This window comes from Halobacillus sp. ABA4_118, from assembly GCF_056160205.1.
Window position 1 is genome coordinate 3,121,047 of record NZ_JBSWWS010000001.1, and the last position, 15,313, is coordinate 3,136,359.

At 48.4% G+C, this 15,313-nt stretch carries 16 protein-coding genes; 10 read left to right on the forward strand and 6 right to left on the reverse strand.

Annotated elements, in window-relative coordinates; all coding sequences use genetic code 11:
• The first annotated feature begins 55 nt into the window (after window positions 1-55).
• The 10 genes from ACXAGL_RS15945 to ACXAGL_RS15990 all read left to right on the forward strand — a co-directional run bounded on the left by ACXAGL_RS15945 (window position 56) and on the right by ACXAGL_RS15990 (window position 9,774).
• Entirely contained in the window at window positions 56-880 is an 825-nt protein-coding gene (locus tag ACXAGL_RS15945) for a M55 family metallopeptidase (protein ID WP_474971564.1), read from the forward strand.
• Window positions 881-895: 15 nt separating this feature from the next.
• Window positions 896-1,831 (forward strand): ABC transporter permease, encoded by a 936-nt coding sequence (locus ACXAGL_RS15950; RefSeq protein WP_474968323.1) that lies wholly within the window; start codon window positions 896-898, stop codon window positions 1,829-1,831.
• A 1-nt stretch (window position 1,832) separates the two neighbouring features.
• The gene (locus ACXAGL_RS15955; RefSeq protein ID WP_474971563.1) at window positions 1,833-2,789 is read left to right on the forward strand and encodes an ABC transporter permease; all 957 of its coding nucleotides are present in this window, start codon (window positions 1,833-1,835) and stop codon (window positions 2,787-2,789) included.
• A 5-nt stretch (window positions 2,790-2,794) separates the two neighbouring features.
• Complete coding sequence (locus ACXAGL_RS15960) at window positions 2,795-3,796, forward strand: ABC transporter ATP-binding protein (RefSeq protein ID WP_474970379.1); 1,002 nt, start codon at window positions 2,795-2,797, stop codon at window positions 3,794-3,796.
• 20 nt (window positions 3,797-3,816) lie between these two features.
• Window positions 3,817-5,442 (forward strand): peptide ABC transporter substrate-binding protein, encoded by a 1,626-nt coding sequence (locus ACXAGL_RS15965; protein ID WP_474971562.1) that lies wholly within the window; start codon window positions 3,817-3,819, stop codon window positions 5,440-5,442.
• Window positions 5,443-5,497: 55 nt separating this feature from the next.
• Window positions 5,498-6,418, forward strand: a complete 921-nt coding sequence (locus ACXAGL_RS15970) for a S66 peptidase family protein (RefSeq protein WP_474991787.1) — start codon at window positions 5,498-5,500, stop codon at window positions 6,416-6,418.
• A gap of 18 nt (window positions 6,419-6,436) precedes the next feature.
• Window positions 6,437-7,534: a dipeptide epimerase gene (locus ACXAGL_RS15975; RefSeq protein WP_474968327.1), complete on the forward strand. Its 1,098-nt coding sequence runs from the start codon at window positions 6,437-6,439 to the stop codon at window positions 7,532-7,534.
• Between the two features lie 13 nt (window positions 7,535-7,547).
• Window positions 7,548-8,495 (forward strand): C40 family peptidase, encoded by a 948-nt coding sequence (locus ACXAGL_RS15980; protein WP_474971559.1) that lies wholly within the window; start codon window positions 7,548-7,550, stop codon window positions 8,493-8,495.
• Window positions 8,492-9,505, forward strand: a complete 1,014-nt coding sequence (locus ACXAGL_RS15985) for an ABC transporter ATP-binding protein (protein WP_474991789.1) — start codon at window positions 8,492-8,494, stop codon at window positions 9,503-9,505. Before ACXAGL_RS15980 ends, ACXAGL_RS15985 begins: the two co-directional genes overlap by 4 nt.
• A 68-nt stretch (window positions 9,506-9,573) precedes the next feature.
• Window positions 9,574-9,774 carry a hypothetical protein gene (locus ACXAGL_RS15990; RefSeq protein WP_474971557.1) on the forward strand — a complete coding sequence of 67 codons (201 nt, stop codon included), beginning with the start codon at window positions 9,574-9,576 and terminating at the stop codon, window positions 9,772-9,774.
• Window positions 9,775-9,833: 59 nt separating this feature from the next.
• Here the strand turns inward: ACXAGL_RS15990 and ACXAGL_RS15995 are convergent, their stop codons facing one another.
• The 6 genes from ACXAGL_RS15995 to ACXAGL_RS16020 form a co-directional block, all read right to left on the reverse strand.
• Window positions 9,834-11,300: a phytoene desaturase family protein gene (locus ACXAGL_RS15995; protein ID WP_474991791.1), complete on the reverse strand. Its 1,467-nt coding sequence runs from the start codon at window positions 11,298-11,300 to the stop codon at window positions 9,834-9,836.
• On the reverse strand, window positions 11,297-12,406 hold the full coding sequence (locus ACXAGL_RS16000; protein WP_474991793.1) for a glycosyltransferase family 2 protein: 1,110 nt from the start codon (window positions 12,404-12,406) through the stop codon (window positions 11,297-11,299). Before ACXAGL_RS16000 ends, ACXAGL_RS15995 begins: the two co-directional genes overlap by 4 nt.
• A gap of 21 nt (window positions 12,407-12,427) precedes the next feature.
• The gene (locus tag ACXAGL_RS16005; RefSeq protein WP_474991794.1) at window positions 12,428-13,090 is read right to left on the reverse strand and encodes a lysophospholipid acyltransferase family protein; all 663 of its coding nucleotides are present in this window, start codon (window positions 13,088-13,090) and stop codon (window positions 12,428-12,430) included.
• Window positions 13,071-13,841 carry a carotenoid biosynthesis protein gene (locus tag ACXAGL_RS16010; protein ID WP_474968334.1) on the reverse strand — a complete coding sequence of 257 codons (771 nt, stop codon included), beginning with the start codon at window positions 13,839-13,841 and terminating at the stop codon, window positions 13,071-13,073. Before ACXAGL_RS16010 ends, ACXAGL_RS16005 begins: the two co-directional genes overlap by 20 nt.
• Window positions 13,842-14,022: 181 nt before the next feature.
• A complete protein-coding gene (locus ACXAGL_RS16015) occupies window positions 14,023-14,526 on the reverse strand; it encodes a DoxX family protein (RefSeq protein ID WP_474991796.1) in 504 nt (167 codons plus the stop codon).
• A gap of 451 nt (window positions 14,527-14,977) precedes the next feature.
• The gene (locus ACXAGL_RS16020; protein ID WP_160835413.1) at window positions 14,978-15,307 is read right to left on the reverse strand and encodes an S-Ena type endospore appendage; all 330 of its coding nucleotides are present in this window, start codon (window positions 15,305-15,307) and stop codon (window positions 14,978-14,980) included.
• Window positions 15,308-15,313: the final 6 nt, after the last annotated feature.

The following is a 15,313-nucleotide window of genomic DNA, read 5'->3' on the forward strand; positions in this document are numbered from 1 at the left end:
AGTTATGAGAAAATTAGAAATATTAACACATAATGACTAGGGAGGAAAGAACTGTATGAAGCTGTATCTTTCTGTCGACATGGAGGGAATTACTGGGGTTCCCGATCACACCTTTGTCGATTCGTCCAAACACAATTATGAACGCGCTAGAAAAATCATGACACAGGAAACGAATCATGTGATTGAAGAAGCATTTCGAAATGGGGCCACTGAGATTCTCGTCAACGACAGTCATTCTAAAATGAATAACCTGCTTATTGATGAAATCCATCCGGATGTGTCGCTTATTACTGGAAGTGCGAAACCTTATTCAATGGTTCAGGGACTTGATGCGGGCTTTGACGGCGCGGTGTTTATCGGCTATCACGCAAGAGCGGCCCAAAAAGGGGTGCTTTCCCATTCCATGACGTTTGGAGTGCGTCACTTTTTCATTAACGACAAACCCGTTGGAGAACTGGGGTTCAATGCTTTGATGGCCGGCTACTACGGCGTGCCTGTCCTGATGGTGGCTGGTGATGATTGTGCAGCAGCTGAAGCCGAAGACCTGGTGCCGAACATCGTGACGGCACCTGTGAAAGAGACCATCTCCCGTACAGCCGTGAAAAGCCTCACACCGAAAAAAGCCGGTGAGCTTCTCCGGGAGCGAACCGCACTTGCCATAAATAGACGGGGGGAAATAAAGCCGCTCACGACAGCAGCACACCCTGAGCTGAAAATTGAATTCATGAACTATGGACAGGCAGAATGGGCCCATTTGATGCCGGGAACCACACTTGAACCAGGTTCAACAACGGTTCATTTTAAGTCCGTCGATCTACTGGAAGCCTACCAGGCGATGCTCGTCATGACAGAACTTGCGATGCAGGCGACATCAAGCTGAGGGGAGGAAAAACGATTGGTTACATACATAGTGAAACGTTTGGTTTACATGGTTGTTACCGTTTTTATTATCGCTACGTTAACATTCTTCCTGATGAACTTGATTCCAGGATCACCGTTTAACGAAGAAAGGACCACTAATGCAGCGGTTCAGCAGAATCTGGAGGAGCATTACCACTTGAATGAACCGCTCGCTGTCCAGTATGTGCTTTATTTAAAATCCATCATCACTCTTGATTTTGGTCCTTCGATCAAGCAGCCGACCGAAACGGTGAATTCTCTGCTTGGCCGTGGTTTTCCTATCTCAGCTGAACTCGGAATCTGGACGGTTCTGATCGCGCTGGTATCCGGGGTGGCTCTCGGAGTGTTTGCGGCTTTAAAACATAACCATCTGATTGATTACATGGCCATGACTATCGCCGTTCTCGGCATTTCCATTCCAAACTTTGTCCTGGCTACCATGCTGATCCAACAGCTGGCTGTACAGCTGGAATGGCTTCCGGCAGCGACCTGGAGTTCTCCTGCTCATATGGTTCTCCCTGTACTCGCCCTTGCAACAGGGCCGATGGCGATTATCGCCAGGCTGACACGATCGAGCATGTTGGAAACCTTGACCCAGGACTACATAAAAACAGCCCGTGCCAAAGGGCTTTCTCCCTATAAGGTCGTTGTGAAACATGCATTGAAAAATGCCTTGATGCCGGTCGTGACCATTATGGGGACCCTCCTTGCAGGAATTTTAACAGGCACTTTTGTTATCGAAAAAATCTTCGCTATTCCAGGTATGGGCAAATATTTCGTAGAAGGGATCAACCAGAGGGACTATCCAGTCATTATGGGAACGACCGTATTTTACAGCGCTTTTCTCGTATTCATGCTGTTCCTTGTTGATATTGCCTATGGCTTTTTAGACCCGCGCATCAAACTTCATAAGGAAGGGGGGAGCAGCTGATATGTCTGCTTTAAAAGAAAAGCAACGGGATGATTCCCATTCATCGATTCCGGATGAGTGGTTCCGGCCAAAAGAGAAAAACATCGATGAGGCTGAGTCTGTGGTCCGTCCTTCCCTTTCATACTGGGAAGATGCCTGGCGCAGGCTCCGCCAGAACAAATTAGCCATGGCAGGGTTTGTTTTCCTCATTCTGCTTGCCGTCATGGCGGTGATCGGCCCATGGATTTCCCCGTATACCGTGTCCGAAGCTTCCCTGGCTGATCAAAACCAGCCCCCGTCTCTCAGTCACTGGTTCGGGACGGATGAACTCGGCCGTGATGTGTTTACAAGAACGTGGTATGGAGCGAGAATTTCTTTGTTTGTCGGTTTGATGGCCGCCCTGATTGATTTCTTTATCGGAGTCGTTTATGGAGGGATCTCCGGTTATAAAGGCGGCCGTACGGACAATGTGATGATGCGGATCATTGAAATATTGTACGGCCTTCCTTACCTGCTCGTTGTCATTCTTCTGTTAGTCGTTATGGGGCCGAGCCTTTTGACCATCATTATTGCTCTTACAGTAACCGGATGGGTGGGGATGGCAAGGATTGTCCGTGGGCAGGTGCTGCAGTTGAAGCACAACGAATTTGTGATGGCTTCTCAGTCCTTTGGTGCCAAAACGAAACGGATCATCCAGAAAAATCTGCTGCCTAATACGATGGGGCCCATCATTGTACAAATGACGCTGACCGTTCCGACGGCGATTTTCGCCGAAGCCTTTTTAAGTTTTCTCGGTCTCGGCATCCAGTCTCCCTATGCCAGCTGGGGAGTCATGGCGAACGATGCCCTCGGCGTCATTTTGTCGGGGGACTGGTGGCGGCTGTTTTTCCCGGCCTTCTTTATTTCAGCAACGATGTTTGCATTTAATGTGCTCGGGGACGGGCTGCAGGATGCGCTCGACCCACGCTTAAGGAGGTGAGGATGTTGAACAAGATTCTTGAAATTCATGACCTGCATATCTCCTTTAAGACGTTCGGAGGAGAAGTGCAGGCGGTGCGCGGAGTCAATCTCGACTTGTACGAAGGAGAGACGCTTGCAATTGTCGGAGAATCCGGCTGTGGAAAAAGTGTAACAGCCTCAAGCATTATGCGCTTAATCCCGACCCCTCCGGGACAGATCAAAGAGGGAAGCATTCTCTTTAAGGGAAAGGACATGACGAAACTGTCCGACAAGAAAATGAGAGGGATCCGTGGTGTCGACATATCGATGATCTTCCAGGATCCGATGACAGCCTTGAACCCGACGTTGACTGTCGGTGATCAGCTTACAGAAGGGCTCAGACAGCACCGGCGTGTGACGAAAAAAGAAGCGGAAGGCCAGGCTGTGGACATGTTGAACCTCGTCGGCATTCCGAATCCTGATGAACGGATGAAGCAGTATCCGTACCAGTTTTCCGGCGGAATGCGGCAGCGGATTGTCATTGCTATGGCTCTTATCTGTGAACCGGAGCTCTTGATAGCCGATGAACCGACGACTGCCCTTGACGTAACGATTCAGGCGCAGATTCTCCAGCTGTTTAACAAAATTCAAAAGGAAACCGGAGTCTCGATCATCCTGATCACACACGATTTGGGTGTGGTTGCGAAAGTGGCGGACCGGATCGCGGTCATGTACGCAGGGAAAGTCGTCGAAACAGGTACAAGGCGGGAGATCTTTTATGAGCCGCAGCATCCCTATACAAAAGGGCTTCTGCATTCCGTTCCCCGTCTGGACCAAAAAGGAGAAAAGCTGATTCCGATTGACGGTACGCCTCCGGATTTGTTTTCACCACCGGAAGGCTGTCCATTTACCGCCCGGTGTCCGGCTGCTATGGAAGTGTGCAGCAGGATTTATCCATATCCAACGGTCCGCAGCGAAACCCATGAGGTGGACTGCTGGCTTCAAGATGAGCGGGCGGAGAAATACTCAGCAACCATTCAATCATGATCAAAGAGAGGGGTAGTACGATGAAAAAGTGGCTGCATGTTTTATGGGGGATTGCAATTATTGCTGTGCTGGCGGCCTGTACAGCCAACAGTTCTAGTGAAGAGGACAATGCGGAAGGGGAGCAGGCAGAATCAGGAGACACTAAAACATTACTGCTCAATAATGGGGAAGAGCCGACGTCCTTTGACCCTCCGATGGGATTTGATTCCGTTTCCTGGAACGCTTTGAACAACCTGATGGAAGGAATGACCCGGCTCGGGAAGGATCATCAGCCTGAGCCTGCAGCGGCAGAGGAGTGGGAAGTTTCTGAAGATGGTAAGGTTTACACGTTTATGATTCGTGAGGATGCCAAATGGTCCAATGGTGACGACTTAACAGCAGGAGATTTTGAATTTGCCTGGAAACGTCTTTTGGATCCTGAAACGGCCTCTCCGGCTGCGTTTCTCGGCTATTTCATTGAAGGTGGAGAAGCGTTTAACAATGGTGATGGATCAAAAGAAGATGTGATGGTCGAGGCCGTAAGCGAGAAGGAGCTGAAAGTGACCCTCTCCTCACCAACCGGTTACTTCCTGAATATTATCTCCAACCCGGCGTTCTTCCCGATTAATGAAAGTGTGGCGGAAGAAAATGCCGAATGGTATGCGGAAGCGGACAGCTTTGTAGGAAACGGACCGTTTACGTTGGACGAGTGGAAGCATGACAGTGAAATGACGTTTAAGAAAAATGAAAACTATTGGGACAAGGATACAGTCAAGCTGGATGAAGTTCACTGGGCCATGGTCAATGATACCAACACAGAATACCAGATGTATGAAAGTGGGGAACTGGACACGACGAACATCCCGGCTGATATGTCCGAAGAGCTGATGGAACATGAACAGCTGAAAGTTCAAGACCAGGCGGGCACCTATTTTTATCGTTTTAATGTAAACGAAGAGCCGTTCCAGAACAAGAAAATCAGACAGGCGCTTGCGATGGCTGTCAATCAGCAGGACATCGTTGATTATGTAACGAAAAACAAAGAAGAACCTGCTTACGGATTCGTTTCCTATGGATTCGAAGGCCCTTCCGGGGAAGATTTCCGTGAACAGAATGGAAACCTTGTAGAGTTCAACGCTGAAGAGGCGCAAAAGCTGCTGGAGGAAGGGATGAAGGAAGAAGGCTATGAAGAACTGCCTCCAATCACTCTTTCCTATAATACAAGTGAGTCACATAAAAAGGTTGCGGAAACGATCCAGCAGATGTTCAAGGAAAACCTGGATGTTGACGTCACCCTGGAAAATGCAGAGTGGAACGTATTCCTCCAGAATCAAAAAGATTTGAAGCACCAGTTGTCACGCAGCTCCTTTATCGCCGACTATGCCGATCCGATCAACTTCCTGGAAAGTTTCGTCACCGATTCATCCATGAACCGGACGGGCTGGTCCAATGACGAGTATGATCAATTCATTGAACAGGCGAAAAATGAAACCGATGAAACGAAGCGGTGGGAGCATATGTATGAAGCAGAGAAGATTTTATTTGAAGAGATGCCGATCTTCCCGATCCATTTCTACAACTTCGTTCTGCTCGAAAAAGAAGGCATATCCGATGTCATCCGTCATCCTGTCGGCTATCTGGAATTGAAATGGGCAGATAAGGAGTAACAACCAAAGGGGCACCCGGCTGAGCCGGGCTTGCCTCTTCTCTATGGAGGAGTCTATGCAGAAACCAAACCGATTACAAAAAGGAGATACGGTTGGAGTGATTGCTCCAGCCAGCCCTCCGGATCTAACGAATTTAACAAATGCGCTGCCGTTCCTGCATGCGCTGGGATTGAACGTTATGATCGGACCAAACGTTAAGCGGACATACGGCTACTTGGCTGGCACAGACCGTGAACGACTGAACGACCTGCATCAGATGTTCAGAGATCCAGCCATTAAAGGGATTTTCTGTGCCGGAGGGGGGTATGGGACCAGTCGTCTGGCTGCTTCCATCGATTACAGCATGATCCGCAGAAACCCCAAAGTATTCTGGGGCTACAGCGATATTACTTTTTTACATACCGCCATCCAGCGTCAGGCAGGTCTTGTCACATTTCACGGACCGATGTTGAGCTCGGATGTCGGGAAGCCCGGCTTTGATGATCGTTCAAAACAGCGGTTTACCCAGCTGTTTCATCCGGATACATTTACGTACACCAATAAGACATCACCGTTACAAGTAATCTGTAAGGGGACGGCTTCGGGCAGACTTGTGGGGGGAAACCTTTCCCTTCTTGTCAACTCCATCGGTTCCCCTTATGAAATAGATACGAAGAACCGGCTTCTGTTGATCGAGGATGTCGGTGAGGAACCTTACCGGATTGATTCTTTCTTAAGTCAATTAAAGCTTGCAGGTAAACTCGACGACGCTTCCGGTATCGTCGTTGGTGATTTCAGTGAGACCGATCCTAAAAAGAAAAAAGAAACGATCGAAGTTCAGGAAGTATTCCGTCATTATTTTGCTGATCTTCAAAAACCGGTCCTGTCAGGATTTAGAATCGGTCATTGTCTGCCTCACTATGCTGTGCCTCTCGGGGTGGAGGCGGAGCTGTGCAGCAACGCGGAATATTTGAGGATTGCCGGAGGTGTTCAATAACGAAAGGGGGGGAAAGCGATGAAAATCCAGTCCGTAGAAACAATGAGGGTGGCCGTTCCACTACACAAACCATTTATAACCGCTCTTCGTACGGTGACCGTCGCCGAATCGATCTATGTGAAAATTGAATTTGATAATGGTCTGACAGGCTGCGGGGAAGCCCCGCCCACACATGTCATCACAGGGGAATCGCTCGGAGGTATTGAGCACACGATCAAGGAGATTTTGACACCGGTGTTAATTGGCTCCGACATATTGCAGAGAGAAGCTGTATTTGAGTCTCTCCATAGGAGCTGTGTAGGAAACACCAGTGCCAAAGCAGCCGTCGATATGGCATTGTATGATGGGCTTTCTCAAGCTGCCGGACTCCCTCTTTATCAATTTCTTGGAGGGTGGACGGACCAATTGGAAACGGATTATACCGTCAGTGTCCATACACCAGAGGAAATGGCGGAGGACGCTGACGCCTATATCCAGCGAGGATTCCGCGTCTTGAAAGTGAAAGTTGGTAAAGACAGTATCCACCATGACATTGAACGCATACAAGCCATTCATCAAAGAATAGGAAAAAAAGCTGCCATACGACTTGACGCTAATCAAGCGTGGACAGCAAAAGAAGCTGTCTACGCGATCCGTGAGATGGAAAACAGGAAGCTTCCGATCGAACTGGTGGAGCAGCCGGTCAAAGCGGGAGACATTGATGGACTTAAGATGGTGACCGATGCAGTAAGTACGGTAATTATGGCTGATGAGAGTGTGTTTTCTCCAGAAGATGCGATACGTATTTTGAAAACAGGAAGCGCAGATATGATTAATATTAAATTGATGAAAAGCGGAGGGATTCACCAGGCCTTGAAAATCAATGCGGCTGCTGAAAGTTTCGGCGTCCCGTGCATGGTGGGGAGTATGATTGAAACGAAACTCGGCATTACCGCAGCGGCCCATTTTGCTGCCAGTCAGAAGAACGTAACGAAAGTAGATTTCGATGCTCCTCTCATGCTTACCGCAGACCCTGTTGAAGGAGGCGTGCATTACAATCAGGCGGTTATGACTCTACCAAAAACTCCGGGTCTCGGCGTTTCCAGGCTCTCTTTAAAGAATACCGGGATTTCATAAAAGGAGGAAGACCATGACAAAGAAACCAGCAATCGAAACAGTCTGGGTGGTGGCCGTTCCAGTAGCCACGGTCTGGACGGCACCAGACTCCCCGAGAGACTGTGATGAAGCAGGCCTGTCAGCGGTCAGTTCGATGTCCGAATGGCTGAACCAGCTCGATCATAAACAGAAACTTGCACTCTGCGATGACAATCTCGTTCAATCCCAGCTTTTATACGGCGAAGAAGTGATCGTCGATGACATGAAGGACGGGTGGGCACGGATTATTATTCCGCATCAGGCTTCGAAAAAAGATGCCCGGGGATATCCCGGCTACATACCTGAAAGGCAGCTCAGTGCTCTGGCGGATTCCAAATGGCAGGGAAATGGCATGCTCGTTGTCCATGATAAACAGACGATGCTTCTGGATGAAAAACGCCAGCCGTTCCTGGAGCTCAGTTATCTGACCTCTCTTCCGGTCATTCAAGAGGAGGGCGTGCTGATCAAGGTCCGTACCCCTCATGGAGAAGGCTATGTATCTGCAGAGGCTGTATCGGTTTACCCTTCTGGTGAAGCGGTCCCGAAAGGCAGTGGAGCAGCCATTATAGAATCAGCAGAAACCTTCCTTGATCTGCCTTATTTCTGGGGAGGGATGAGTGCATATGGGTTTGACTGCTCAGGTTTCGCTTATGCACTGCACAAAGCTCATGGCTACATCATTCCGCGTGACGCCACTGATCAAGTGACCAAAGGAGTGGAAGTACCGATCGATCAAAAGCAGCCTGGCGATCTGTTGTTTTTTGCCTATGATCAAGGTCAGGGGCGTGTCCACCATGTCGGGTTCTATTATGGAGACGGAAAAATGCTTCACTCTCCGAACATAGGGAAGAGCATTGAAATCATTGAGCTGAACGACACGATTTATGAAAAAGAACTGTGTGCGGTACGAAGATACTGGGAAGAAGCGGAGGAGGCAGGATGACGATGGAAAAAGTATTGGAAGTCAAACAATTGAAAAAGCACTTTGACATCGGCAGAAACAAATCGTTGAAAGCTGTGGACGGCATCAGCTTTGATGTATATGAAGGGGAGACGTTCGGCCTTGTCGGGGAGTCCGGGTGCGGCAAATCGACCACAGGCCGGACGATGATGAACCTGTATTCCGCCACAGATGGAGAGGTTCTATATAAAGGGAAAAGTGTTCATGATCGTAGTGAACAAGAGCAGTTCCACTTGAAAAGAGAGATGCAGATGATCTTTCAGGATCCTTATGCTTCTTTAAACCCAAGATCCACGGTCGCGGAAATCATTGCGGAACCCATGGAAATTCACAAGCTCTTCCGAACAAAGCGGGAGCGGATGGAACGGGTGTATGAACTGCTTGAAGAAGTCGGGTTGAACCGTGATCATGCCAATCGATATCCACACGAGTTCAGCGGCGGACAGCGGCAGCGGATCGGGATTGCCCGCGCTCTTGCTCTTGATCCATCCGTCATTATTGCAGACGAACCTATTTCTGCGCTCGACGTTTCTGTCCAGGCTCAGGTGGTCAACCTGTTGGAGAGGCTGCAGGAGGAGAAGGGGCTCACGTATTTGTTTATTGCCCACGACTTGTCTATGGTGCAGCATATATCGGACCGCATCGGGGTGATGTATTTAGGTCACCTCGTCGAGCTGACAACCAGTGATCAGCTTTATAAAAAAACCCTCCATCCTTATACAAAAGCGCTGTTGTCTGCGATTCCAATTCCTGACCCGGATTTGGAAGATGAGCGCGAACAAATGATTATTGAAGGGGAAATTCCCAGTCCGATCGATCCTCCAAGCGGGTGTGTGTTCCGGACAAGGTGCCCCGCAGCGATGGACCGTTGCGCAGAGGAAGTTCCAAAATGGCAGGAGGTTGAAAGTGGACACTATGCAGCCTGTCATTTGTATAACGAAGACGATCCGTCAGGGAAGGATTTACGGAGCCGATCAATCTCCCTTTCCTGATGCATTTCCTATTTTTTTTGAAACGATTGGCTGCTTGTTTCGTATAGACAGAAGAAGGAGGCAGCCTGATGAAAAAGTATTTGATTTTTATAAGTAGTTTTATCGTTCTCTATTTTCTCTATCAATATCTCACTGGTATAATTTTGACGATCCAATATGACCCTGGGACAGGCGGAGCTGGGAGTGGTCCATCCCATCTGTTGATCCTGGTCGTGGTGGCCACCGTATCCTATTTCCTGTCTTGTCTTCCAAAAAGAAAACAAGCATAAACTTACATAATAAAAGAGGCTGCCGGATTTCCGGCAGCCTCTTTTTGCAGGTGTGGCATTCATTCGATATGGACAATTTTTCCGATGATTTGATTAGCTACGTTTTCTCCACTGAGAACGACCATCGGGGAACCACCACCAGGATGGGTGCTGCCGCCACAGAACCATAAGCCTTTCAAGTCCTGGGATTTGTTGAACGGCCTCATAAAGGCCTGACTCCTGCTGTTGGAGGAAGGGCCGTAAAGCGAACCACGATAGGCTCCGAATGTCACTTCAATTTCCTCCGGTCCGATGACCTTTTCATATACAAGATGATCACTGATGGGGATGCCGGCCTTTTTCAGCTTTTCATAGATCAGCGCTTTGTAATGGTCCTTATTCTGCGGATGCCCGCCAACGGCTGGAGCATTGACGAGAATAAAACAATTATCCCCTTTAGGAGAAACATCAGGATCTGATTTTGCTGACGTACAGATATAAATCGTCGGATCGTCGGCATACCTTCCACGGGACAGCTGCCGGAACTCTTTTTTGTAATCACCCGAAAAGAGCAGATGATGGTGGTGCAGCTGGGGAAGATAGGTATCCAGTCCTGCCATGATCACAAAAGCGGAAATGGAAGGATCATAGGAAGCGAGCTTCCCGTCACTCATTTTTTTCCTTTCCTTCTGATCGATGAGGTCCGGGACTGCCTGGAGCAGATCGCCGTTTACGATGACATGATCGGCTTCAAAGAAATCGCCATCCCCTGTTTCAACGCCTACGGCACTTCCTTGATACGTATGGATTTTTGATACGGGGGTGCCGCTGTAGAGATGGACGCCGGCAGCTTCTGCTGCTTGAACGAAGGCTTCCGCAATTTTCGTATTGCCGCCTTTCACATAATACACCCCCTCATTCCATTCAAGGTGGGCAATCATACTGAATGTGGCCGGAGCTTGATAAGGATTGGATCCGATATACGTCGAGTACCGGTTCAAAGCCTGAATGATATCAGGATTGGTAAAGTACTGTCTGAAAAAATGATCCATCGATTGGAGCGGGCGTACCTTCATCATGCTCTTCATAAGGGCGGGAGACAGATAATCCTTCCATCCGTTGAATGTTCTGTGCAGAAAATGCTTCCGGGACATATGGTAGAGCCGCTCGATCTCCTTCAGAAACGGTTCATAAGCCTGGTACCCTTCAGGATCAAGCTGCTTCAGCTGTTTTTTCATAACATCCTGATCGGTGGAAAAATCAAAGGTCGTGCCATTCGGAAAGACATTTCTCGTATGAGTGTCAATCTTTTCAAAGTCGAGAAGATGGGGGGAGAGTCCAGCTTTCGACAGCACTCTTGTGAATACATCCGGCATTGTCATAGTATTGGGGCCAAAGTCGAAGTGATAGCCTTCTTCGTCTACGGCCATCATTTTGCCTCCAAAATGGCTGTTCTTTTCAAACAATTTCACATCTACGCCTTCACTGGCCAGGTGGACCGCAGCGGAAAGACCGCCGAGCCCACCCCCGATAATGACTGCTTTCATTGATACGACCTGCCTTTCCATTGATAAGTACGTCCTCGTTTATGTACAAGCATGGATGCCCACATCATCGCAATCAGCAGCACTCCTGCTACTGGCATGAGAAACGACAGCCACAAGGGGTGTCCTGTCCGTGCATCCACATACATTTTGAACGTAATCAGCAATACATAGGGAAGCAGCAGGTGAAAGGATCCCGTAAAGACACCGAAAATGGCGAGGCCCCCTGGGAGTATAAAAAGGATGGCATACAACACGGTTAGGAAAACGACCATCCATGTGGAACGTCCGATGCCGGTGTATAGATTCTTCTTAAATCCTGCCCACGTTTCTTTGTTCGACTCGTACATATACGACAGAGCGGATGATGTAATATTGGCAAGGATCATGCGGTAACCGTTCTTTTTCACTTCACGAGCGAGATGAACATCTTCTACAAGCGAATCCTTTACCGATTCATGACCTCCGACCGCCTGATAAGCCGACCGTTCAATCATAATAAAGATGCCGCAGGCTGCTGTAAACATCGGCTTTGTCGTGCGGTTGGCCATAAAAAGTGGAAGGTGAAGCAGCACGACCATATGCTGAAGCGGCACAAGCATATGGCTGAGAAAATGATGATTCGGGTAATAGGGAAATCCGCTGAGCATAGAAGCTTTTCTTTTGTTCATTGTTCCCAATGTTTGCTGTATCACGGATGGGGCGACACGGGCATCTGCATCCAGGAAAAACAGGTAGTCGCCCCCTGCTTTTTCTGAAAGCTGGTGGCAGGCATGAACTTTCCCGTTCCATCCATCCGGCAGCTCTTTCCCCTGCAGAATCGTAAACCGGGCATCCTCCGCTGTGAGAGAGAGCAGCTTTTCATAGGTACCATCCTCGGAATGGTCATCAAGAAGAAGCATCTCAAGATTTGGATAGGTGAGTGATGATAGCGAGTGGATCAAGCCCTCCACGTTATCCACTTCATTCCGGAGGGGGACGAGCAGGGAAACTTTTTGATCCGCCTCTTCGTGTTTACCTGCCCGCAAAGGATATAGGAATAAACTGTTAACCATTGTCCATACGTTCATGACGACTAAAAGAAGGACAAAGATAAAAAACCATAGCAATGACGGCAGCCTCCTTTCTGTTTATATAGGGCGGAACAGCTGATGGTCTTCCTGTAGGATTCGTGTCCGGAGTTCATCCAGCTGCTTCGTGGCGGCTGTTTCAAAGTAACGGGTCATAGATTTCCGGTTCAAATCGAAGTACCCCTCCTGTGGAAGAGGGTCCCCGATTGTTATGTAAGCATTCGGTTTTCGTTCATGCTCCAGGGCATAATAGATGGAAACAGGCACCACGTTGACGTGTGGAGCTTTTTGCACGATATAACTGATGCCGGAAAAAAACTCAAGCGGACGTTTTTCCAAAGGCTGTTCCGCCCCCTGGGGGAAAATCCATACCGTTTTTCCTTTAGATAACAGATCCGCACTATAGGAAAGGGATTCTATAAGATGCTTGTGGCTGCTGCTGTTGATGGAAAAGGCGCCAATGCTCCTGAAAAAGGGGAATTTCTGCAGCCCATCCTCATGCATCATACCGTATCCGTCGGAATGGACGACCTGGTCATTGAGATAAAAGATGAACAAAGGGTCCCACCATGCTGAGTGGTTGATAAGAAATAAGGTATTCTTTTTTGGAACGGTCTCCGGGGCATCCAACAGGATCCGGTTGAAATGTTTGTTCAGGAACATCCGGTTGAAACGGGTAAACCCCCACTCGATGATCGGACGTTTATGAGACGGCTTGAACATGTTTTTTCCTCCAAAAATAAAGAGCGTACCAGCCAGCGGTTAAGAGAGCGACAAGCGTGATAGCCAAATACAGCCCCCCGGTAAAGGCCATACAGATAAATAAGAACACCATCAGCCCGAACACCAAAGCCATTCGTTTCGGCCATGTTCCCTCATTCACCAGGTTATCCGGATTCCATATCAGGAATACGAGATGGAAGAAGGCGGCGGTGACAAACCAGCCGGCAAAGTTGCTGAAAGGAATGTCATAATAAAAGCCGGGTTCCTGCCAGATCCAGTATTCTTTTACTTTATAGGATACAGGATCGAGAATAAGATCGATCGTTACCGCACACAACGCTCCCGTCAAAAGAAACGTAAGGAAGCGGGGGAGGGATGGAAGGCCGCTGGAAATAACACGAGCGATTTCGTGGGAGCACCCGATGATCAAGAGCCAGGCAAACCCAATGGTGACAGGGGTGTCGGCGATCTTTATCCCAAAGTCCTGCGTGTAGTCATAGGTTCCGAACAGGAAGTTGTAGGCCACTCCTAAATGTTCGATATAAATACTGGCAGCTATAATGAACAGGCTGTAGAGGATGCCTGTTCTTTTCCCATACATATGTATAAAGTACAGCCCGGCGACAATACCGGCAGCGATTAAAAATACACTGTTGGCCCATTCGAGCCAGGGGGGCAGCCAGTCAAAGGTAACCAGGAATACGCCGCATATGTACCAGAAAATAAAAAAGCGGAAAATATAAGTGGACATGAACGCACCTCAATTTCTACGAAGAATATCAAATGTATAACAGGGTCGAGACCTCCTTTCATGATACCTCATCCATATAGAAAATAAACAATATTTTGTATTCAAATGGAATCCGGATACAGGGGTTCCTTTCATGCACAAAGAGCAGGCATGGGCCTGCTCTTTGTGTTTGTCTATTCTGTTACGTATGAGCCAGCTGCCCTTTTCGGATGTGCGGCCGGCGTTTCTGCATGAATGGAACGATCCAGTGATCCAGGCCGTAACGTCCGGCGTTGATACCGGCAGCAAGGATGAAAATCGTCAGGATGACCATCTGTGGATTGGTGTTGACTGTACCACTGAACAAGAAAGCAAAATTCATCAGGATGCCTCCAAAGGCTGCAGCTGTTGTAAATAATCCAAGGATAAGAGCGATGCCCGCAAGAATTTCCCCCCACATGACGAGCTGTGCGAATAATGGATGATTCGGAAGCGCGAACCCTTCAAGGAAAGCCGCCCACCATCCTTGTACGGCCGGGTGATCGCCTGCCGCCTGACTGATGGCTCCCTGGAGAAATCCCTGGACTTCAAAACCACCGGTCAGCTTACCAATACCAGCTTTCAGCCACGTCACACCGATATAAACCCGGATGACCGCTAACACAGCAGCCGCTATTTTATTGGTTCTCAGGAAATGATTCAACATGTTCCTCACTCCTTCGTTTATTATGTTCATTGTTTCACATGATTGCCGGCATCTTTGTTACAACTCCATTATATAATGAATCATGAGGATGGATGGTGTATTGCTCACTATTTCACAATATAGCCATAAACATAAGAACGAATGGTGAACAGTGAGGGGCAAAGGAAGGTTATCGGGAAAGAATCCCGAATAAAGAAGAGAGAATGTCTAAAAATAAACGAAGCATATGAAAGCGTTTTTTGTTAAAATGGGAGCAGAGAGAGGAGTGGGAAGATCATGGAAATGGTCATGAATGTAGTAAGTATTGTCGTTATGCTGGGATTGATCGGCCTCACGATTTTTGATCACGGTTAATACGTAGAAAAAAAAGCCCGGGAACCTGTCATACAGGTTCCCGGGCTTTTTTATTGTTAACGCACGCGTACGCAGATGAGCTGTTTATCTAGTTGAATTAAGCTAGGACGCGCTTGTATAGCGTGATGCAGTAGGTACCGCTGTCACCAAGCGCAGAGGTAATCGTAAATGAAGTCGGGCTGTTGACGCTGACAGAGTCAGTAACACCTGGAGCTGCCGCAAGAACCCCAGGTGGTACACCTACGACTGCCCCTGCTACAGGAGCGAGACTGGAAGCGGAGTTGAAGATCTGGAAGGTTCCGGAGACGTAGCTTCCTGCAGGAGCGCTCCACACTTCTTCAGCTGCAAGCAGGCCGTTGAAATTCCCACAAATTTTTTCCTGAACAATCTGCGCCTGCGGACAGCAGGCCGAATGTGATTGACACATAGTAAT